This window comes from Amaricoccus tamworthensis (assembly GCF_049800875.1).
GTDB lineage: Bacteria > Pseudomonadota > Alphaproteobacteria > Rhodobacterales > Rhodobacteraceae > Amaricoccus > Amaricoccus tamworthensis.
The window spans coordinates 357062-378273 of sequence record NZ_JBNAFV010000002.1 but is presented as its reverse complement, the minus strand read 5'-3'; the positions used below and the strand labels follow the sequence as shown (position 1 = coordinate 378273).

Here is a 21212-nt window from a genome sequence, read left to right as displayed (position 1 = left end):
TGTCACCGACACGGCAGTACGTGACAGCGCGAAAATCAGTCATGCTTCTCACCATCCAGATGGGTCACCGAAAACCGGCCGGGCAACAGATCCGCCATGGTCGTCCGCTCCCGCTCGCCGTCGAGCCCGGCCATCACGATCACCGTGTCATCGCCGGAAAACTCGGACAGCTTCTGGCGGCACCCACCGCAGGGCGTGACGGTCATGTCGCCCCCGGCGACAACCAGAACCTCCGCAATCTCCCGCGCGCCCGCCGCGGCCATCGCCGCTATCGCACCCGCCTCCGCGCAGGTGCCCTGAGGATAGGCGGCATTCTCAACATTGCATCCGCCAAACACCTGGCCATCCCGCGTCCGGATCGCCGCGCCGACCTTGAAACCGGAATACGGCGCATAGGCATTTTCGCGTGCGGCAAGCGCGACCTCAAAAAGGTTCATGGACTTCCCTCGATTACCGTTTTGCTTTTATGGGCAGGCGGAGAAGCCGATGGCAAGCGTTAAGAGACCGAACGCCGCTCCTCGCCAGCCGAAGCCCGGTTCCAGACCTCGATCTTGCGGTAGATCGTCGAGGGGGAAAGTTCTAGGATCTTGGCGGCCTGCGGGATCGACCCGTTGCAGTGTTCGATCGTCGCCTCAATAAGACCGCGTTCCACCTCGGCCATCGGTCGCCCGACCAGCCCGGCCATGGCGTTCCCGGTCGCCACTGGTGGCCTGCCCGGCAGGTTCGACACGACCGACCCGCGTCCAACCGGTGCAGGCGGTACAGCCGTTGCCGCTGAAAGGTCAACAAACATGTCCGGCGGCAGCATTCCCGCCGTAACCAGTTCACCCTCATTGAGCACGACCACGTTGCGAATGACGTTCAGCAGCTGACGCACATTTCCAGGCCACGGGTGTCGCGCCAGCAGAGCCGACGCCTCCTCGTCAAACCCCTTGAACTGCCGGTGCTCCTCCGCGGAGAACTCCTGCAGACACGCTTCCGCAATATCCAGAATATCGGACCCCCGCCCGGCCAGCGGCGGCATGTGTATCGGCACCACATGCAGGCGGTAATACAGATCCTCCCGAAACCGCCCCGCCTTGACCTCCTTGATCGGATCACGGTTGGTCGCGCAGACAATTCGCACATCCACATTCCGCGGTCGTGACGCGCCGACCGGCTGAATCGTGGAGGTCTGCAAAAACCGCAGCAGTTTGGTCTGCAGCGACAGATCCATCTCGCAGATTTCATCGAGGAACAGCGTCCCGCCATCCGCCACCGCCGCCGCACCAGGCTTGTCACTCAGGGCACCGGTAAAGGCTCCTTTCAGGTGCCCAAACACCTCCGATTCCAAAAGATCCCTGGGAATGGCCGCACAATTCAGGGGCACAAAAGGTTTCGACGCACGCGTCGACATGGAATGGATCGCCCGCGCACACACATCCTTGCCGGTTCCACTCTCGCCGGTAATGAAGACCGTCGCGGTCGAACGTCCAATGGAGCGGATCATCCGGTAAATGCCGTTCATCGCCTCCGATGAGCCAATAAACCCCTGAAACCCCTGCGCGTCGACCTCCTGATCCTCTTCCACCACCACCGGCGCCGGAGCGGAGGTCAAGGCGTTCTGCACCGCGTTGACGAGGCGGGCATCGTCAAATGGCTTCACCAGAAAATCGAACGCACCCGCCCGCATGGCCTGCACCGCCCGGTAAATCGAACCATTGGCGGTAATGACAATCGCGCGCACATCCGGGGCCTCAACACGAAGCCGGTCAAGCAGGTCAATTCCATCCCCGTCCGGTAGTTGGAGATCAAGCAGAACCACCCTTGGGCGGTCCGCCGAAATCATTTCATGAGCCTGCTGAAGACTGTAGGCGCAGTCGACCTGATGCCCGGCCCGGTTGAGGGTCCGGGAGTAAATCAGAGACAGCGTCTCAGTATCCTCTACCAAAAGCAGGCTGTCTGACATGGGGTTATCCGGGACCGTTCGCCTGCTGCTGTTCCAGGACGAATTCCATCGCGGCATCAATCTCGCGCACGCATTCCCGAACCAGGTCGTCCAGCCCCTCGGCAGTGCCGTCGTGAGCCGCGGTGTTCAGGGTCCGGGCACAGTACTGAAGCCGATTGGCACCGATCGCGCCACCAACCGAAATCAGAATATGCGAGGACGACCGTATCTGCAGCCGATCGAGTGGGTTCACTGACATTTCCAACTCGGTTTTGGATGTCTCGAGATCAGTAATGACTTTCTCGAGAAGTTCGGCAAGCATTTCCGTGCCGATAGTATCGCGAAGTTCCGCAAACGTGCCAAGATCAATCACCGGTTCACCTTCCGTATCAACCCCCGACTGTCCCCCGTTCACCGCCGTCCCAGCGGCTGACGTCCGACTTCCAGCAGCACTGACAAACTCCGACAGGGATCGGCCAAGGTCATTGATGCTGGTAATAGGTTTCGAAATCAGGCCGTTGGCTCCGGCTTCATTTATCCTGTCACGATGCTCGCGCATCGCGTAGGCCGTTAGTGCAACAATCGGCGTTTTTGCCCTCGCGTCACCCCTTGCGCGAATGGTTCGAATAACATCAAGCCCGGACAGTCGCGGCATCTCGATATCCGCGACCACAAGGTCATATTCGGACTTTTCAAACTCCTCGAGCGCCTCAACACCATCGGACACAACCGTCACCCCGGCATTCATTGCACCGAGCATCTGGGTTGCAACCATCTGGTTGGTCGGATTGTCCTCGGCCAGCAAAATGCGCACCCCTGAAAAATCGTAGGCCACACTGGCAACCGGTGACGCCGGAGCGGCCGCTTTCTCATCAATGCACAGGTCGGCCGGAATGCCGAATGTCGCAACCGCTCCTCCCTCGGCGCGGTTGTCCAGGGAAAACTCGCATCCGTATTTCTCCGTCAGCCCCTGAACAATCTGAAGCCCAAGCCCGTGCTCAGCTTCCGGCGCACCCTGGGAACTCAGGGCCAGATTCCGCAGGTCCTGAATGACCCGCTCCGGTACGCCAGGCCCGGCATCAAGTACCGCGACCGTTACGCCGCCGTCACCCGACCGCGTAACACGAACCTGCACCTCTCCACCGCCGGAGTGGTGGATGGCATTCAGAACAAGGTTGTCGACAATCCGGTTGAAACCGATGCTGTCCATGCGGACCCTGCACGGCAGCATACCTTCCTCTACCAATCCGAATTTCAGACCTTTGGAGGCCGCCTCACCGGCCATGCGCCGTTCAAGACGCGACAGGGCTTCCGGAAAGTTCGTCGTTTCCGCATTTTCGTCGGATGATCCGTTACCTGCAGCAAATTCTACGAGCCGTTCCAAAGTCGCCGAGGCCGTTGCCAAACGCCGCACTTGATCCTGCGCCGCATCTGCCAGTTCCATACCTTCCAGTTCAGACACGCTGCCGGAAATGCCGCGCAGCGCACCCCGAATGTCATGCACCAGCATGGCGGCGTTGCGCGCATCCCGGCTCACCAACCGTGGCAGCTGCTCATTATCTTGTCTGTTGAGACCAACGAAAGTCATGGTCACCTCACTGGAGCCAAAAACGGAATTCGCAAATTCTTTGCGCCACCTTGAGTTGAAACAGCTGCATCCGTTTCAGCTATCACTACATCAATGGCGGCAGAATGCAAAACAGGTTTAAATAAATCGCTACGACGCCATGCGACTTGTGATACTGGACCGCAGTTGCCCCATGTCATTTGGCGTCTCAACGATGTCATCAAAGAAATCCGGGCTGTCCGGCGGACCAAGGGAGATGAACACGGCACCGGGATACTGCTCCCGCAGACGGTTCATCAGGTGCTCTTCCCCTACGCTCGTACTGTCGACCAGAACCATATCCACCGGTTCACTGTCGGTATCGGAAACGAAGGTTACATTCTCGGACTTCAGCGCCGCCTTGTAGATCGTGGCCAGAGCAAAGGACCGTGTTTCCAGATGCAACCTCATCCGATTGGATTCCAGCGCCTCGGCCGGCAACACCACCCGCACGGTCTGGGTATCGTCATCCCCCTCAACCACATCGAGTTTCCCTGAACAGGCCCGCACAAGCCCCCTCGCAATCAGGGGCCGAAGGGCGTCAGCCGACACCTGATCCGGAGCCACTTCAGTGATGCCCATGAGAAGATCGAGCTTCCACGTTATCGCAGGTGTCGTCTCAAGGACTTTCAGATTGCCAACCAGATTGTCCCCGTCGTGGCTGAAATCCAGCGAGATTGTCTCAGCCCCCGTGGCCTCCAGCAGGTACTCATACAGATAGACGAATATCTGCCTGATCCGTTCCTCGTCTCCCTCAATCCGCTCTGGCATGTCCTCCGCGAGCGTCACGGCACGGACCTGAACATCCCCGTCGAGAGCCGCCTCTATGGATTTGCCCAGCTGATTGGGATCAAACGGCGCGGGCCGCAGGAGGAACCGCCCGTCCTGAATCTCCGCGTAATCGAGCATACCGGAGAGCATGTTCAGCATCGACTGGCTGCACCCTTTGGCCTGGGAGACAAGCCGGTGCGATCCACCGGAGAGATTGTCCTGTGACAGCAGCGTAAGCGGGCCGAGAATTCCATTCAGCGGATTGCGCAACTCATGGCTCATCATCGACAGGAACCGCGACTTGGCGCGGCTGGACTTCTCGGCTTCCTCAGCGTTGCGGCGGTTCAGGTCCGCAATTTCCTTCTGCCGCCGGTTTTCCCGCAGGATCAGAACAAGGGACAGAATACTCAGAAGCACCGCCCCCAGACTGATCAGCGCGGTGGCCTGCGAACTGCGCTGGATCCTGTCCCGCACGGCCGCACTCGCATCCGCATCCCCCCGCACGACGCGGAGGGTGTAAAGATGCATTTCGTCCTGAAGCTGACGGGTCTGGTCAATGATGGTCTGAATATTTTCGCTGCTTTGCGGGGTCAGCGCCGCCAAAACCTCGTCCACATCCCAGACAAAATCCCGGATCAGTTCCAGCGAGTGATACCCCTCGTCGTATTGACGCATCATCGACCCGACCGGCCCGTCGCCCATCAGATCGACACGGCTCCACAGAATGTCGAACCTCTCGTGAACGTGTTCCAGGCGTTCCTCGGTTGGCTCCACCGCGAGGGACGCGATGCTCAGCTGGAACTTCAGAAACTCAATTTCGAGCTGCGACGCGGTCCACAGGATGTTGTCCTGACTGATCGTCTTGAGGCTTGTGACATCCCGCCTGATTGTAACGAAACCCACCGCCACCAGCACGGCCATTGCAAGAAGAACAAAAACGGCAACGTAGCGTGGCACGGTGACAAACAAGCTTATTTCGCTTCAATTCGGATCAACTGCCAGATCAGGCGCGTGTTGATCACGGGATCTCCCCTGAGTTCGGGGTTGTCCGAAATTGGGTACATCAGCCAGATCGGGCCCTTTCCACGACGGGAAAGCGCCTTTCCATCGGCCTCAAGTGCAAGAATGACATCATAACGGGTCACGTCCGACATGGGCACGTCAACGGCAAAATCGTTGATTGCCGTCATGGTCAGCGACGTCGCGCCGTCAGCCTCCAGAAGAGCCACAACCTCCCGCGCCAAAGGCCCGCGATAGGTCACCGCATCGTCGACAAACTCATTGGTGGTAACCACCGTCGTCTGCGGCATTTCGCGAAGCTGTTCGATCGAAAGCTCAATCACGTCACCGCCCAGAGCGCTCCCGTCAATCGTAAGCGCCGGCGAAGCGGCAGAGGCAGGCCTGACATCGACAACCGCGGCCAGAGCAAGGATGGCACAGACCATTGCGCCTGCACGGATACATCCCAAAAAACCCGAAACCACTTTTCCGCCTCCTCCTAGCCAGACAAATCCGGGTTCACACCTGGAAAAATCGGTTCAACCCTCAATTGTCAACTCGTCTACAACGCCAAGTTGAACGAACTGTAAACAGTGGCTTAAGCCAAAAATCCGACAAATTCATTCACAATGGGATTTCCGCCGATTAAAACACAGAGGGTGTGTGTAACGTAGCACAGTTCCCGGAAACCACAACCTGTTACGGTTTCCGAAAACCCGTCCACGTTTACAACTTCCGCGCCTCAGCGACAGCTGGAGTTCTGATCGTCAGGCGACAGTGGGATAGCCAATTTCCTCAAGGGCTACAGTGATTTCCGGCAAAATCTCCGGATCATCAATTGTAGCTGGCATACGGTATTCCTGCCCATCCGCAATTTTTGCCATGACGCCACGCAGGATTTTGCCGGACCGGGTCTTGGGCAGACGATCCACCAGAACCGCGGTTTTGAACGCTGCCACGGGACCGATCTTCTGCCGCACGAGCCTGACGCATTCCGCAATCAACTCATTGGCGTCCCGCTCACATCCCTTGTTGAGACAGAGAAAACCGATGGGCAGTTGTCCCTTCAACGGATCCGCCGCACCAATAACCGCACACTCCGCCACGTCGGGATGCCCGGCCAGGACCTCCTCAATTGCACCGGTCGAGAGACGATGCCCGGCCACATTGATCACGTCATCCGTGCGCGCCATGATGAACAGATAACCGTCCTCATCAATCACTCCGGCATCGCCAGTTTCATAGTAGCCAGGGAACGTGTTGAGATACGACTTTTTGAACCGGTCCTCGGCATTCCAAAGCGTCGGCAGGGTTCCTGGTGGAAGCGGCAGTTTGATCGCGACCGCACCAAGCTCACCCGGCTCAACCTCATGTCCGTCCTCACCAAGAATATGGACTTCATACCCTGGCATCGGAACTGACGGCGACCCGAGTTTAATCGGCAACAGTTCCAGGCCGGCCGGGTTGGCCGCAATGGCAAATCCGGTCTCGGTCTGCCACCAGTGATCGATCACCGGCACACCCAGTTTGTCCGAGGCCCACTGAATGGTATCCGGGTCCGCCCTCTCCCCCGCCAGGAACAGATGCTTCAGGGAAGACGTGTCATATTTTGTCAGCATCTCGCCCTGCGGATCATCCCGTTTGATCGCGCGAAATGCCGTAGGTGCCGTAAACAGCGTCTTGACTTTGTAGTCGTCAATCAGCCGCCAGAACGTCCCCGCGTCCGGCGTCCCAACCGGCTTGCCCTCAAACACGATGGTGGTCGCCCCGACAATCAGTGGAGCGTAGCAGATATAGGAATGCCCCACGACCCAGCCGACATCCGACCCGGTGAACATCACATCCCCCGCGCCTATGTCGTAGATGTTCCGCATCGTCCAGGCGAGCGCCACCATATGCCCGGCATTGGCCCGGACCACGCCCTTGGGCTGCCCCGTGGTGCCGGAGGTATACAGCACATAAAGTGGATCCATCCCATCCATCGGGGTGCAGCCCACCGGCTCCGCGCCCGCGGTAATTTCCCGCCAGCTGTGATCGCGCCCCTCAATCAGATCCGCCTGCAGCATGGGCCGCTGGAAGATCATGGTAAACTCGGGCTTGTGCACCGACAGGTCAATCGCCTCGTCGAGCATGGGCTTGTAGGCGACCGTACGCCCGGGTTCGATGCCGCAGGACGCCGCGATGATGGCCTTGGGCTTCGCGTCATCAATCCGCACCGACAGTTCCGATGCCGCGAAACCGCCAAACACCACCGAATGAATCGCACCGATCCTGGCACAGGCCAGCATCGCCACAAGCGCCTCCGGGATCATCGGCATGTACAGAACGACCCGGTCACCCTTCGTAACCCCCCGTGCGGCAAGCGCCCCGGCGAGGCGGGACACCCGGTCCAGCATTTGCGAATAGGTGAACTGGTCTTTCACCCCCGTCACGGGGGAGTCGTAAATCACGGCCGTCCTGTCACCATGGCCCGCCTCAACATGCCGGTCGAGCGCGTTGTAGCAGGTGTTGCACACGGCGTCCGGAAACCAGCCGTATAGGGGGGCGGCGCTGTCATCGAGCGCCCTGGTTGGCCGTTTGACCCAATCGATCAGATCAAGCTGATCGAGCCAAAAACCTTCGGGATCCTTTTTCCAGGCATCATAGACCTCCCTGTATCCCATTTTTTATTCCCCCTGTTGCTGTAATGGCTATCCGTAGGTATGCACCGCCGCCCCCGCCAATGCGGCAATATTCAGAAGGCCGCGGGCCGTAATGGACGGCGTAACGATGTGGGCACGGTTTCCCATCCCCATCAAAATAGGACCAACTTCGAGGCCGTTCGCCACGACCTTGACGATGTTGCGCACGCCACTCGCCGCGTCGGTATTCGCAAAAATCAGCGTATTGGCCGCACCATGCAGCCTCGAATTGGGAAAGATGCGTTCCCTCAGTTCCGGATCGAGCGCCGCATCCGAGTGCATCTCGCCCTCGTACTCAAAATTCAGATCCATTTTATCAAGGATTTCAAGCGCCGCGCGCGTCCTGCAGCCGGAGTCGGAATTGAGGTTGCCGAACTGCGAGTGCGAACAGATCGCAACCTTCGGCTCCACGCCAAACCGGCGCACGTGCCGCGCCGCCGCAAACACGACATCCGCAATCTGTTCGGCTGTTGGCTGCGGATGCACATGGGTATCCCCCACGAACAGCGGCCCCTTCTCGGTGATCATAAGCGACAGCGCGCCAATTGGCTTGTTCTCCTCGGTCGCCAGCATCTGTTCAATGTAGTTCAGGTGCCAAAGGTACTGACCAAACGTTCCGCAGATCATGCTGTCCGCCTCACCGCGATGCACCATCACCGCAGCAATCGCCGTCGAGTTCGTGCGCATGATCGCTTTCGCCAGGTCCGGCGTAATGCCACGGCGCTGCAGCTGAAGGTGATAGGTCTCCCAGTATTCGCGGAAACGGTGGTCCTGCTCCGGGTTGACCGTCTCGAAGTCATGATCGAGCTTCAGCGGTATCGCCTCACGTTCGCAGCGCGTGGCAATCACGTCAGGGCGGCCGATCAGGATCGGCATATCCACGCCTTCCTGCCGCATGGCATGGACCGCACGCAAAACACGCACATCCTCGCCTTCCGCAAAAACAATCCGCCGCACGCTGTTGCGCGCCGCTTCAAATACGGGACGCATGATCAGTGCAGAGCGATAGACCGACTGGTTGAGTTTCTCCTTGTACGACTCAATGTCCTCCACCGGACGTTTCGCAACGCCGCTGTCCATCGCCGCCTGGGCCACCGCACCAGCGACAATCGCAATCAGCCGCGGATCGAACGGCTTGGGGATAAGATACTCCGGCCCAAAACTCAGCCGCTCATCCCGATAGGCCGCCGCGGCCTCCGCAGAGGACGAGGCCCGTGCCAGTTCCGCAATGCCCTCGACGCAGGCGACTTCCATCGCGTCATTGATCTCCGTCGCGCCAACATCCAGCGCGCCACGGAAAATGAACGGGAAGCACAGCACGTTGTTGACCTGGTTCGGATAATCCGACCGCCCCGTCGCAATAATCGCACTCGGGTTTGCCTCCCGTGCCATTTCCGGCGTGATCTCGGGATTGGGATTGGCCAAACCGAAGATGATCGGATTTTCCGGTACCATCTTTTTGACCATCTCGGGCTTGAGAATATTCGGCCCCGAAAGCCCGAGGAACAGATCCGCGCCCTCGATAACGTCATCCAGCGTGCGCAAATCGGACTTCTGCGCGAAACAGGCCTTCTCCGGGTTCATGTCGATATCCCGGCCCTCGTAAACGAGGCCATGAATGTCACAGAGCCAGATGTTCTCGCGCCTGGCACCCAGCTTCAGAAGCATGTTGAGACAGGCAATCCCCGCCGCACCGCCGCCCGTGGATACGATCTTGATATCCTCGAACGATTTCTCCGCCAGGTGCAGCGCGTTCGTCGCGGCGGCACCAACAACAATCGCGGTTCCGTGCTGATCGTCATGGAACACGGGAATGTTCATCCGTTCCCGGCACAGCCGCTCGACAATGAAACAGTCCGGCGCCTTGATGTCCTCAAGATTGATCGCCCCAAAGGTCGGCTCCAGCGCGCAGACGATATCCGCGAGTTTCTCCGGATCGTTTTCATCCACCTCAATGTCAAAACAGTCGACATTGGCGAACTTCTTGAAGAGAACCGCCTTCCCCTCCATCACCGGCTTCGAGGCCAGCGCCCCGATATTGCCCAGGCCCAGCACCGCTGAACCGTTGGACACGACCGCAACGAGGTTGCCGCGCGAGGTATAGCGTGCGGCGTTCTCGGGGTTTTCCTTTATCTCGAGGCACGCCTCGGCAACGCCCGGACTGTAGGCACGCGAAAGATCCAGGCCGTTTGCCATCGGTTTCGTCGCCCTGATCTCAAGTTTACCCGGCTTCGGAAGCTCGTGGTACTTGAGCGCCGCCTGGCGTGCGGCTTCTTTGGTTTCACTCGACATGATGGTCAGCCTCCCAATACCGGCCGTGTGGCCTGTTCGATACGGGGGCACAATGGACAGATTTTGCGTCTGATTCCACGCCTTTTGCGCACATCAGGTGATCCACTTTGCGTCTTCCGTCGCAATAGTGTAATAAATCCGTCACGACAGTTTCCGGAGGACGTGATTTGGCGCAGCTATCGCTCGAATCAGGACACGACAAACGCTTTTTGCCGCTGTTTATGGCCATGGTGCTCGCCGTGGCCGTGATTGCGCTCGACCTCGTCCAGGTGGGCTTTACGCCCGCGCTGACCCGCGAGGGCGGCGGCATCGAAACCGCGACCGCGGTTCTGTACCTGTTTTGCGCAATCACATTCGTGCGCCTCGCCGGCCCGGTTATTGCGCGCGGCACCTGGGAAATTCCCGTGCTGTTCCTGTTCATGGCCGGCCGCGAGCTGGATTTCGACAAACGCTTCACATCCGTCGGCATCCTGAAAAGTCGGATGTACCTCTCTAATGACGCGCCCCTGTTCGAGCGGCTGATTGCCGTGGCCATCATCGCGGTGCTCGCATACGCCCTGTACCGCCTCGTCCGCGCCCACGGCAAATCCTTCATCAACGGCCTGCGCAGCTTCGCCGCTTCGCAATGGCTGATCGCATGTGGCATCGCGCTCATGGTCGGATCGAAAGCCATCGACGGTCTGGGCCGCAAACTGCTGCCCCTTGGCATCGAACTTGAGGACGGCACCAACGCCAACCTCGGCATGATCGAGGAGACCGCGGAACTCGGCATTCCGCTCCTCTTCATCGCCGGGATGTGTCTCGCCGTCCGCATGTTCAGCTCCGGGCAGCCCGAATAAGCTTCAGGATATCACGTGCCGCGTCGGGGATGTTTGTCCCCGGCCCAAAGATGGCGCTGACACCGGCCTCCTTGAGGAAGGCGTAATCCTGCTGCGGAATGACACCGCCACAGATCACCAGAATCTCCCCCGCACCCTGCGCCCGCAGCGCCTCGATCAGCCGTGGCGCAAGCGTCTTGTGACCCGCCGCCTGGGATGAGATGCCAACCACATGGACGTCGTTGTCCACCGCATCCTGCGCGGCCTCATCGGGCGTCTGGAACAGCGGCCCCACATCCACGTCAAAACCAATATCCGCGAAGGCCGTGGCGATCACCTTCGCGCCCCGATCATGGCCGTCCTGGCCCATCTTGACCACCAGCATACGCGGGCGACGGCCCTCCTCTTCCGCGAACGCCTCAACGTCGCGCTGTATGGCGGCAAACCCCTCGTCGCCATCATAGGCGGCACCATACACCCCGGCGAGCGTCTTCACGTCCGCGCGGTGGCGGCCAAATACCTTTTCCATGGCGTCCGAAATCTCCCCGACACTTGCCCGCGCCCGCGCGGCCTCCACTGCGGCCGCCAGCAGATTGCCGTCGCTTCCCGCAGCCTCCTCAAGCGCGGCCAGAGCCGCCTGGCATTTTTCCTCGTCCCGCGTGTCCCGGATCCTTTTCAGCCGCGCGATCTGCGACTGCCGCACCGCATGATTGTCCACGTCGAGGATGTCGATCGGATCCTGCTGCTCCAGTTTGTATTTGTTGACGCCAACGATCACCTCATCGCCACGGTCCACCGCCGCCTGGCGACGCGCCGCACTTTCCTCGATGCGCAGCTTGGGCATGCCCGTGGCAACGGCCTTGGTCATGCCACCCATGGCATCGACCTCCTCAATGATCTTCCAGGCCTCCTCGGCCAACTCATTGGTCAGGCTCTCGACGTAGTAGCTCCCGGCCAGTGGATCGACCACGTTGGTCACGCCGGTTTCCTCCTGCAGGATCAGCTGCGTGTTCCGCGCGATACGCGCCGAAAACTCGGTCGGCAGCGCAATGGCCTCATCCAGCGCATTGGTGTGGAGCGACTGCGTCCCGCCCAGCACCGCCGCCATCGCCTCATAGGCCGTGCGCACGACGTTGTTATACGGATCCTGCTCCTGCAAACTGACGCCGGAGGTCTGGCAATGCGTGCGCAACATCAGACTGCCCGGCTTCTTCGGCTCAAACTCCGACATGATCCGGTGCCAGAGCAGACGCGCCGCCCGCAGCTTTGCGGCCTCCATGAAGAAATTCATGCCAATCGCAAAAAAGAACGACAGCCGCCCGGCAAAGGCGTCCACATCCATGCCCCGGTCAATCGCCGCCCGGACGTATTCCCGACCATCCGCCAGCGTGAACGCCAGTTCCTGCACCAGGTTCGCGCCTGCCTCCTGCATGTGATAGCCGGAGATCGAAATGGAGTTGAACCTCGGCATCTCCTTCGAAGTGAACTCAATGATATCCGCCACAATCCGCATGGAGGCTTCCGGCGGATAGACATAGGTGTTGCGGACCATGAACTCCTTCAGAATGTCATTCTGAATCGTTCCCGACAGAACCGACCGGTCGACGCCCTGTTCCTCACCGGCGACGATGAAATTCGCCAGAACCGGAATGACGGCCCCGTTCATCGTCATGGACACCGAGACCTTGTCGAGCGGAATGCCGTCGAACAGGATCTTCATGTCCTCGACACTGTCGATTGCCACACCGGCCTTGCCGACATCGCCCTCCACCCGGGGATGGTCGCTGTCATATCCCCGGTGCGTCGCCAGATCGAAAGCCACCGACACGCCCTGCTGCCCCGCCGCCAGGGCCTTCCGATAAAACGCATTGGATTCCTCAGCCGTCGAGAAGCCCGCATACTGCCGGATTGTCCAGGGCCTCCCGGCATACATCGTCGCCCGCGGCCCGCGCGTGAAGGGACCGACACCCGGAACGCCGCCCAGATGGCCAATCCCGTCCAGGTCCTCCTCCGTGTAGAGCGGCTTCACGTCGATCCCCTCGGGCGTGTGCCAGGTTAGGTCCTCCATCGGCCGCCCGCGAAGTTCCTTTTCGGCCAGTGCTTTCCAGGTTTTCAGATCAGGGCTGCTCATCTCAACTCTCCCATGCAAGGGGCAGGTAACGGACAATTTTTCGACATGCTGCAATTTTTGGCAATTTTCCGCTCGCATCCGCTGCCGGAGTGACTAAATCTGTCAGCAATGGAAAATTGCATGCGAGTAATCCGGTCCATAGTGACCATTGGTCTGGCAGTGGTGGCCCTCGGCGCGAACGCCCAGACAGCGATCGACCAGGGGTCGGAGGACAGTGGCATCATCGCCATTGGCGAACCGCCGGCGCTTGAGGATCTGCTCTGGGTCGCCCGACCGGTTGTGGTATTTGCCGACACTCCAAATGACCCCCGTTTTGCGCAGCAGATGGAAATGCTGCAGGAACGCCAGGAAGATCTCGCCGACCGTGACGTGATTGTGCTGGTCGATACCGACCCGGACGCGAAAGGCCCTCTGCGCCTCAAACTTCGCCCGCGCGGGTTCGGCCTCGTGCTGATCGACAAGGACGGCACCGTTGCAAAACGCCGCCCCGCGCCGACCACATCCCGGGAACTGATCAACCTGATCGACCGCATGCCCTCGCGACACCAGGAAACCGGGTCCTTCCGGCAGTAGGCGTCCCCCCGGACCATCCTACTCGAACTCCAGGATCACCTCGTCCACCGCGAGGCTGTCACCGGGCTTGACCAGAATTTTCGACACCACGCCGGACTTCTCCGCGCGCAGAACATTCTCCATTTTCATCGCCTCGACCGTGCAGAGCGCCTGGCCGTCAAAAACCTCCTCGCCCTCCTCGACATTGATCTGAACGATCAGACCCGGCATCGGACAGAGCAGCATCTTCGACGTATCCGGTGCGAGTTTCTCCGGCATCAACGACGCCAGTTCCACATGCCGCGGTGACTGTACCCGGCCCTTGATGTCCGCGCCTCGGTGGCGCATCCGGAAACCGCCGTGAATGCGCTCGGTCTTTGCGACGATCTCCTCCCCGTCGATCACCGCTTTCGCCAGCATCTGACCAGGCGTCCAGGTGCTGGAGACATGAACCGTCGTTCCGTCCTCAAAACCCACAAGCGTGCCAAGATCGTCACTGCCGAGCGTCACCGGGAAATGCGCCTTCCCAAGGGTCACCACCCACTCGTTGCTGACCTTCCGGCGATGATTGAGAATACCACCGGAAATTTTCGCGTCCCGGCTCTCCCAGACCATCCGCATATGCGCGGCCAGTGCCGCCAGTTTGCGCTGCGTCTCCTCCGGCAGATCCACGCCCTGGAACCCGTCTGGATACTCGTCCGCGATAAAGGCCGTGGTCATGTCACCTTCGATGAAAACCTTGTGATCCATCACAGCCGACAAAAACGGCAGGTTGTGGCCAATGCCCTCCACCTCAAACCCGTCGAGCGCCGTCCGCATCGCCTCAATCGCAGCGGCCCGTGTCGGCGCCCAGGTGCAAAGCTTGGCGATCATCGGGTCGTAATACATTGAAATCTCACCGCCCTCGAACACGCCCGTGTCGTTGCGGACGGCGACATTGTCCGTCGCAATCTCCTCCGGCGGACGGTAGCGGGTCAGACGGCCAATGGAGGGCAGGAAGTTCCGGTAGGGATCCTCCGCATAAAGCCGGCTCTCAATGGCCCAGCCATTGATCCCCACATCCTCCTGCGAAATCGTCAGCTTCTCACCCGCCGCCACGCGGATCATCTGCTCCACGAGGTCAATGCCGGTGATCAGTTCCGTGACCGGATGCTCCACCTGCAGACGCGTATTCATCTCGAGGAAGTAAAAATTCTGCTCGCCATCCACGATGAACTCGACCGTTCCGGCGCTGCAGTAATCCACCGCCGCGGCCAGTGCGACCGCCTGCTCCCCCATTGCCTTTCGCGTCTCCGGCGTCAGGAATGGCGACGGGGCCTCCTCGATCACCTTCTGGTTCCGCCGCTGGATCGAACACTCGCGCTCGTTCAGGTACACGCAGTTCCCGTGTTTGTCGCCGAGCACCTGGATCTCGATATGGCGCGGCTGCGTGACGAACTTCTCAATGAAGATCCGGTCATCACCAAAGCTGCTGGCGGCTTCCGATTTGGACCGCTCGAACCCCTCGCGGGCCTCGTCGTCGTTCCAGGCAATCCGCATGCCCTTGCCACCGCCCCCGGCGCTGGCCTTGATCATCACCGGATAGCCCACGTCCTGCGAGATTTTCACCGCATGCTCGGCGTCGTCAATCAAGCCCATGAAGCCCGGCACGGTCGAAACACCCGCCTCCGCCGCGAGTTTCTTGGACGTGATCTTGTCACCCATCGCCTCGATCGCACCCACCGGCGGTCCGATGAAGGCCACACCCGCCGCATCGAGCTTCTCGGCAAACTCCGCCCGCTCGGACAGGAAACCGTAACCCGGATGCACCGCCTCCGCGCCGCTCTGCCGAACCGCGTCGAGGATTTTATCAATCACGATGTAGGACTGGTTCACCGGCGCCGGCCCAATATTCACGGCCTCGTCCGCCATGCGCACATGCAGCGCCTGGGCATCCGCGTCCGAATAGACCGCCACGGTCTGAATGCCCATCTTTCTGGCCGATTTGATAACCCGGCAGGCGATCTCACCCCGGTTCGCGATCAAAATCTTCTTAAACATCCAACCTCACCCATTCCCGGATGCAATCCGTGCCACGCCCAAAAATCAGAAACGGAATTCAGGATCCGCCGGCGGGATCTCTCCGCTCACGCTCGGATCGGTCCGAACGATGGTGTCCGTCATCTCAATCCGCTGCTCCCCCGTCATGGAGGCGGGACCGTTGCTGCAGGCGCCAAGCACAAGGGCGCAGAGCAGCAGACCAGGCACTGTGATTTTCATTGTGTTCTCCCCATCGTTCCAGGCGGACCTGGGCTTTAATCTTCCAGTGCCTCGGGAAAATTCCGTCGCACCTCATCCATGTCGAGCCGCAGAACCGCGCCGTAATCCGCCGGATCGAACGCATCCGCATCCACCGGCACGACCTCGCGGTTCAAAAGCCAGTTCAGCCGTCCCGCATCCAGATTGCCGCGCTCAAACGGCTCCTCGCCAAAATAGTCCACCAGCGCCGTCACGAAGGCGAGATCCGCCCGCCGGTCCGCAGGCCGCCGGTCCCGGTAACGCTCACGCGCCTTCAGTTCCGTCGCTCCGCCCTTCGACTCCCGACGGATGGTAAAACCGTAATCCGTTCCCGGCATCTTTGACGGAAACCCGCGGTGTTTTTGCATCACCAGCCCCTGCCGGGCCAGCCGTGGTTCAGTCCTCGCCCAACCCCATGACCGCGATACCCATCGAAACCGCCCCGAAGGTCATGGAGGTCTGAAAGAACAGGACCGCCGTAGCCAGCCCCGAACTGTCCTTCTCCAGCAGGGTGCCCAATCCGGCCACGTCCCACCAGATCATGATGAACAGGAACACGCACCCCAGCACCATTCCGTTTGCAATATGCGTAAGCATAAAGCGGATGAGCTTTGGGAGGGAAAACCACAGACGACGTATCATATGCCGCTCCAAGTTTTGTCATGGCCGCTTTTAGTAGCGCGGCCATACGGTCTCCCATGATCCAGATCAGTCCGGGCATATCAACCTCAAAGTGGAATGTTGTCGTGCTTCTTCCAGGGATTTGAAAGACGCTTGGTGCGGAGCGACGCAAAGGCCCGCGCCACCCGACGGCGCGTGGACTGCGGCATGATCACCTCGTCGATGAAGCCTTTTTCCGCCGCCACGAACGGGTTTGCGAACCGCTCCTCGTAATCCTTCGTCCGGGCCGCGATCTTTTGCGGATCGCCAAGTTCGGACCGGTAGAGGATCTCAACCGCGCCTTTCGCCCCCATCACCGCAATTTCCGCCGTGGGCCAGGCATAGTTGAAATCACCGCGCAGATGTTTGGACGACATCACGTCATAGGCCCCGCCATAGGCCTTGCGGGTAATCACCGTCACCTTCGGCACCGTCGCCTCGCCATAGGCAAACAGGAGTTTCGCGCCGTGCTTGATAACGCCCGAATATTCCTGGCTCGTACCAGGCAGGAACCCAGGCACGTCCACAAAAGTCAGGATCGGGATATCAAACGCGTCACAGAACCGCACGAACCGCGCGGCCTTGCGGGAGCTGTCAATGTCGAGGCACCCGGCCAGAACCATCGGCTGGTTCGCCACAACCCCCACGGTCGAACCTTCAAGCCGGATGAATCCGGTGATGATGTTTTTGGCGAATTCCTCCTGAATTTCGAAGAAATCGCCCTCATCCGCGACCTTGTGGATGAGCTCCTTCATGTCATAGGGCGTGTTCGGATTGGCCGGCACCAGTGTATCGAGGCTCGGCTCCACCCGTCCCGGCTCATCGAAGAACGGACGCAGAGGCGGCTTTTCCCGGTTCGACAGAGGCAGGAAGTCAACCAGGCGGCGCACCTCCATCAGGGCCACCATATCATCCTCATACGCCCCATCGGCCACCGAGGACTTTGAAGTATGGGTCTTCGCTCCGCCCAGTTCCTCCGCCGTCACGACCTCATTGGTCACGGTTTTCACAACGTCCGGACCGGTGACAAACATGTAGGAGCTGTCCCGTACCATGAAGATGAAATCGGTCATCGCGGGCGAATAAACCGCGCCACCCGCACATGGCCCCATAATCACGCTGATCTGCGGCACCACCCCGGACGCCATGATATTGCGCTGAAACACATCCGCATATCCGGCGAGCGACGCGACACCCTCCTGAATTCGCGCCCCACCGGAGTCGTTCAGCCCAATAACCGGCGCCCCGTTCTGCAGGGCCATATCCATGATTTTGCAGATCTTCTCGGCATGGGTCTCAGAGAGCGACCCGCCGAACACAGTGAAATCCTGACTGAAAACATAGACCTGGCGACCGTTGATCGTCCCCCAGCCCGTGATAACGCCATCACCGGGATAGCTGACCTCCTGCATGCCAAAATCGGTACAGCGGTGGGATTTGAACATGTCAAATTCCTCAAAGCTGTCCTCATCGAGCAGAACCTCGATCCTCTCTCGGGCGGTAAGTTTGCCCTTTGCGTGCTGGCTGTCGATGCGGCGCTGACCACCCCCCAGACGGGCCTCGGCCCGGCGGTCCTCCAACTGGTCGAGGATTGTTTTCACTTCTGCGCCCTCCCTGATCCACTTAAGGGTTAGTGACAGAAGACCCAAAGTTTCACAAGAAATTTACGGTAAATTTGCAAACATTATTGCAAACGACGATTGCGTATTGCAAATTTGCGAACATGTCCCGGGTCCAGAAAATTTATGCCGGTGTAAAACTGCGCGAAATTCGTGCCCGTCTTGGGCTCACCCAGGCGGAGTATGCGCGGAAGCTTGGTGTGTCGGTGTCCTATCTCAACCAGATGGAAAACAACCACCGCCCGGTCTCGACCCGCGTGGTTCTCGCGCTGGCCGGTGAGTTTGGCGTCAATGTGGCCGAACTTTCCGCCGGTACCTCCGAACGCATGGTGGCGGACCTCCGGGAGGCTCTGGCCGATCCCATGTTTGACGACATGCCACCGCTGGCCGACCTGCAGCTGGTCGCGTCAAACGCCCCGAATTTCGCCCGCGCCTTTCTGACACTCCACCGCGAACACCGTCAGAGCCAGGAGCGGCTTGCGCAGCTCAACGAGGCTTTGGGCCGCGAGGACAGCCCCCTGGCGCCCCTGCCCTGGGAGGAGGTTCGCGACTTTTTTCACTATTGTGACAACTACATAGACAGCGTCGACCGCATGGCCGAACGCTTCGCCGGCTCCCTGCCCCCGGGCGACCGACGCGCGGGTCTGACGCAGTGGCTGTCGTCGCGTCATGGCATCACCATTGAAACCACCGCTGATGTGGCGATGCGGCGATATGATCCCGCCACGAAAACCCTGGCGGTGTCAGACAATGCCACGCCCGCGACCCAGGATTTTCAGATCCTGCATCAGATCGCCCTGCTGGAGCATGACAAGCTGCTGGAGGCCAATCTGGACCTCGCCCGGTTTCAGACACCGGCAGCGCGGGCCATTTGCAAGACCGGTCTGGCCAACTATTTCGCCGGTGCGGCCATGCTGCCCTATCAACGGTTTTTGCTGAAATCTCAGGAACTTCGCCATGATCTTGACGCTCTTGCCCGCGAATTTGGCGCCTCCATCGAACAGATCGCCCAGCGGCTGTCCACCATGCAGCGCACCGGCGCGCGAGGGGTTCCGTTTTTCTTCGTTCGGGTGGATCAGGCCGGTACGATCACCAAGCGGCACTCCGCCACGCGGCTTCAGTTTGCGCGATTTGGCGGCGCCTGCCCGCTTTGGAACGTGCACCGAGCTTTTGAAACCCCAGGCCGGTTTCTCAGGCAGTTGGCGGAAACCCCGGACGGAATTAGATATTTTTGCCTCGCACGTGACATCGCAAAACCCGGCGGGTCGTTTCGCGCGCCGGTCCGGCGATATGCCATCGCGTTGGGCTGCGAAATTGAGCATGCGGGCGCTCTGGTCTATGCCGACGACCTCGACATCAGCAAGGACACCGCCTTCGAACCCATTGGAATCTCCTGCAGAATCTGCGAACGGCGGGACTGCGTGCAACGGGCCGTTCCGCCGATGGAGCATCAATTGGAAGTCGATCCCGACGAGCGCGGGCTGCTGCCCTACACGATCCGCTAGTCCTGACCAAACTCCTCGATGAGGGCGTCCACAACGGCCTGGAGCGCCTCGTCATGGTCGGCGCCGTTCTCCACCGCCTCCGCATAGACCCGCCTCTGGCGCATGGCGGAGGTGCCCTCCTTCACGATCCGCTGCACGCCGAGCAGGTCCTCGGCGCAGCCGAGTTCCTCCGCATCCTGGGCGGTGACATCGATAAATTCGGCCATCAGAGCGTCCATACCCACGGCCTTTTGCGCGCCGTGATCGATCAGTTTGCCCTCCATGCCATAGCGCTGCGCCCGCCAGCGGTTTTCCATGATGAGGGTGTTGGGATAGATCCTCCAGCGCTGGTTCCCGACCCGGATCCGGTACAGGTAGGCAAGCGTCGTCTGGTAGAACGCCGCGATCGCCCGCACATCCGCCAGTCGCGAACACACATCCGTAACCCGTTGTTCCAATGTGGGAAATCTGTCAGACGGCCGGACATCCCACCAGATTTTCGTGCCATCCTCGATGCATTCGGACTCCACCAGATGGTCCACCAGCCGGCGGTATTCCGCGAAACTGACCAGCTGATCCGGCAGCCCCGTGCGCGGCATCGCGTCGAAAACGGTGAGGCGATAACTGGCCAGACGGGTGTCCTCGCCCTCCCAGAACGGGGAGGAGCCGGAGAGGGCGAGCATGTGGGGGAGGAAGTAGGAAACCTGGTTCATCAGGTCGATGCGCAGGTCGTCATCCTCGATCCCCACATGCATGTGCATGCCGCAGATGAGCATGCGGCGGACGGGTTGGCCGATATCGGCGGCGAGGCCGTCGTAGCGGTCTTTCTTGGTGTGATGCTGCCGCCGCCAGCGGGCGAACGGGTGCGTGGAGGCGGCGATGACGGCGTAGCCGAAGAGCTGCGCGGTGGAGGCCACGGCCCGGCGCAGTTCCCGTAACTCATTGACAGCATTACCAACATTTTTGTGCGGACGGGTCCCGACCTCGATCTGACACTGCAGAAACTCGGCGGAAACACGGTCGCCGAGTGCCTCGTTGCAGGCATCAAAAAACGAGGGATCGGGCTCGGCCACCAGATCCCGGGTGTCCCGGTCGACGATCAGGTATTCCTCCTCAATCCCGAGGGTAAATGCCGGTTTTTCCATGTTTTCCTCCCCGCCTGAACCATGAGTGTGCAACCCATTATGACACTACGTCAACAAATGCGTTTGGGTTCCCGATGGTGTTTTTGAGGGTCCAAAATGGCTCAACCGGTGCGACAGGTGGCGCAGATTGACAGCGAAGTGGCACAGATTGTGAGTCAAATGGCACAGATTGCACGGGGTTTGGCCCAAAATGGCCGAAATTGAGCGCCGTTTGGGCCACGGGCCGCAGCATGGTTAACGGTTCGTTGCC

The 21212-nt window shown here is 60.1% G+C and carries 17 protein-coding genes; 3 read left to right on the top strand and 14 right to left on the bottom strand.

Features of this window, described 5'->3' with window-relative positions; genetic code table 11:
• Positions 1-35: 35 nt before the first annotated feature.
• From cdd to ACP15P_RS06105, 7 genes are all read right to left on the bottom strand, one after another.
• The gene (gene cdd / locus ACP15P_RS06135) at positions 36-437 is read right to left on the bottom strand and encodes a cytidine deaminase (protein ID WP_424927626.1); all 402 of its coding nucleotides are present in this window, start codon (positions 435-437) and stop codon (positions 36-38) included.
• Positions 438-496: 59 nt separating this feature from the next.
• Positions 497-1948, bottom strand: a complete 1452-nt coding sequence (locus ACP15P_RS06130; RefSeq protein WP_424927625.1) for a sigma-54-dependent transcriptional regulator — start codon at positions 1946-1948, stop codon at positions 497-499.
• A gap of 4 nt (positions 1949-1952) precedes the next feature.
• Positions 1953-3515, bottom strand: coding sequence for a response regulator (locus tag ACP15P_RS06125; RefSeq protein ID WP_424927624.1), 1563 nt, complete (start codon positions 3513-3515; stop codon positions 1953-1955).
• A gap of 129 nt (positions 3516-3644) precedes the next feature.
• Positions 3645-5261: a sensor histidine kinase gene (locus tag ACP15P_RS06120; RefSeq protein ID WP_424927623.1), complete on the bottom strand. Its 1617-nt coding sequence runs from the start codon at positions 5259-5261 to the stop codon at positions 3645-3647.
• Positions 5262-5275: 14 nt separating this feature from the next.
• Positions 5276-5788 carry a putative pterin-binding protein gene (locus ACP15P_RS06115; protein WP_424927622.1) on the bottom strand — a complete coding sequence of 171 codons (513 nt, stop codon included), beginning with the start codon at positions 5786-5788 and terminating at the stop codon, positions 5276-5278.
• 282 nt (positions 5789-6070) lie between these two features.
• Positions 6071-7966, bottom strand: coding sequence for a propionyl-CoA synthetase (locus ACP15P_RS06110; protein WP_424927621.1), 1896 nt, complete (start codon positions 7964-7966; stop codon positions 6071-6073).
• 27 nt (positions 7967-7993) lie between these two features.
• Positions 7994-10276 carry an NADP-dependent malic enzyme gene (locus ACP15P_RS06105; protein ID WP_424927620.1) on the bottom strand — a complete coding sequence of 761 codons (2283 nt, stop codon included), beginning with the start codon at positions 10274-10276 and terminating at the stop codon, positions 7994-7996.
• Positions 10277-10443: 167 nt separating this feature from the next.
• Here ACP15P_RS06105 and ACP15P_RS06100 point away from each other — a divergent pair, with 167 nt between their 5' ends.
• Complete coding sequence (locus ACP15P_RS06100; RefSeq protein WP_424927619.1) at positions 10444-11115, top strand: hypothetical protein; 672 nt, start codon at positions 10444-10446, stop codon at positions 11113-11115.
• Here ACP15P_RS06100 and scpA read toward each other — a convergent pair.
• Positions 11093-13225 carry a methylmalonyl-CoA mutase gene (gene scpA / locus ACP15P_RS06095; RefSeq protein WP_424927618.1) on the bottom strand — a complete coding sequence of 711 codons (2133 nt, stop codon included), beginning with the start codon at positions 13223-13225 and terminating at the stop codon, positions 11093-11095. The two genes, ACP15P_RS06100 and scpA, sit on opposite strands and share 23 nt — an antisense overlap.
• 120 nt (positions 13226-13345) lie before the next feature.
• Here scpA and ACP15P_RS06090 point away from each other — a divergent pair, with 120 nt between their 5' ends.
• On the top strand, positions 13346-13798 hold the full coding sequence (locus tag ACP15P_RS06090) for a DUF4174 domain-containing protein (RefSeq protein WP_424927617.1): 453 nt from the start codon (positions 13346-13348) through the stop codon (positions 13796-13798).
• Between the two features lie 18 nt (positions 13799-13816).
• Here the strand turns inward: ACP15P_RS06090 and ACP15P_RS06085 are convergent, their stop codons facing one another.
• The 5 genes from ACP15P_RS06085 to ACP15P_RS06065 all read right to left on the bottom strand — a co-directional run bounded on the left by ACP15P_RS06085 (position 13817) and on the right by ACP15P_RS06065 (position 18315).
• A complete protein-coding gene (locus ACP15P_RS06085) occupies positions 13817-15817 on the bottom strand; it encodes an acetyl-CoA carboxylase biotin carboxylase subunit (RefSeq protein ID WP_424927616.1) in 2001 nt (666 codons plus the stop codon).
• 45 nt (positions 15818-15862) lie between these two features.
• Complete coding sequence (locus ACP15P_RS06080) at positions 15863-16036, bottom strand: hypothetical protein (RefSeq protein WP_424927615.1); 174 nt, start codon at positions 16034-16036, stop codon at positions 15863-15865.
• Positions 16037-16071: 35 nt separating this feature from the next.
• Complete coding sequence (locus ACP15P_RS06075) at positions 16072-16422, bottom strand: hypothetical protein (RefSeq protein ID WP_424927614.1); 351 nt, start codon at positions 16420-16422, stop codon at positions 16072-16074.
• Positions 16423-16450: 28 nt separating this feature from the next.
• Entirely contained in the window at positions 16451-16696 is a 246-nt protein-coding gene (locus ACP15P_RS06070) for a hypothetical protein (RefSeq protein ID WP_424927613.1), read from the bottom strand.
• A gap of 86 nt (positions 16697-16782) precedes the next feature.
• Positions 16783-18315, bottom strand: coding sequence for an acyl-CoA carboxylase subunit beta (locus tag ACP15P_RS06065; protein ID WP_424927612.1), 1533 nt, complete (start codon positions 18313-18315; stop codon positions 16783-16785).
• Between the two features lie 122 nt (positions 18316-18437).
• On the opposite strand from ACP15P_RS06065, the gene ACP15P_RS06060 reads away from it, so the two are divergent.
• Complete coding sequence (locus ACP15P_RS06060; RefSeq protein WP_424927611.1) at positions 18438-19838, top strand: helix-turn-helix domain-containing protein; 1401 nt, start codon at positions 18438-18440, stop codon at positions 19836-19838.
• Here the strand turns inward: ACP15P_RS06060 and ACP15P_RS06055 are convergent.
• Entirely contained in the window at positions 19835-20962 is a 1128-nt protein-coding gene (locus tag ACP15P_RS06055) for a carboxylate-amine ligase (protein ID WP_424927610.1), read from the bottom strand. The genes ACP15P_RS06060 and ACP15P_RS06055 overlap by 4 nt on opposite strands.
• Positions 20963-21212 lie beyond the last annotated feature (250 nt).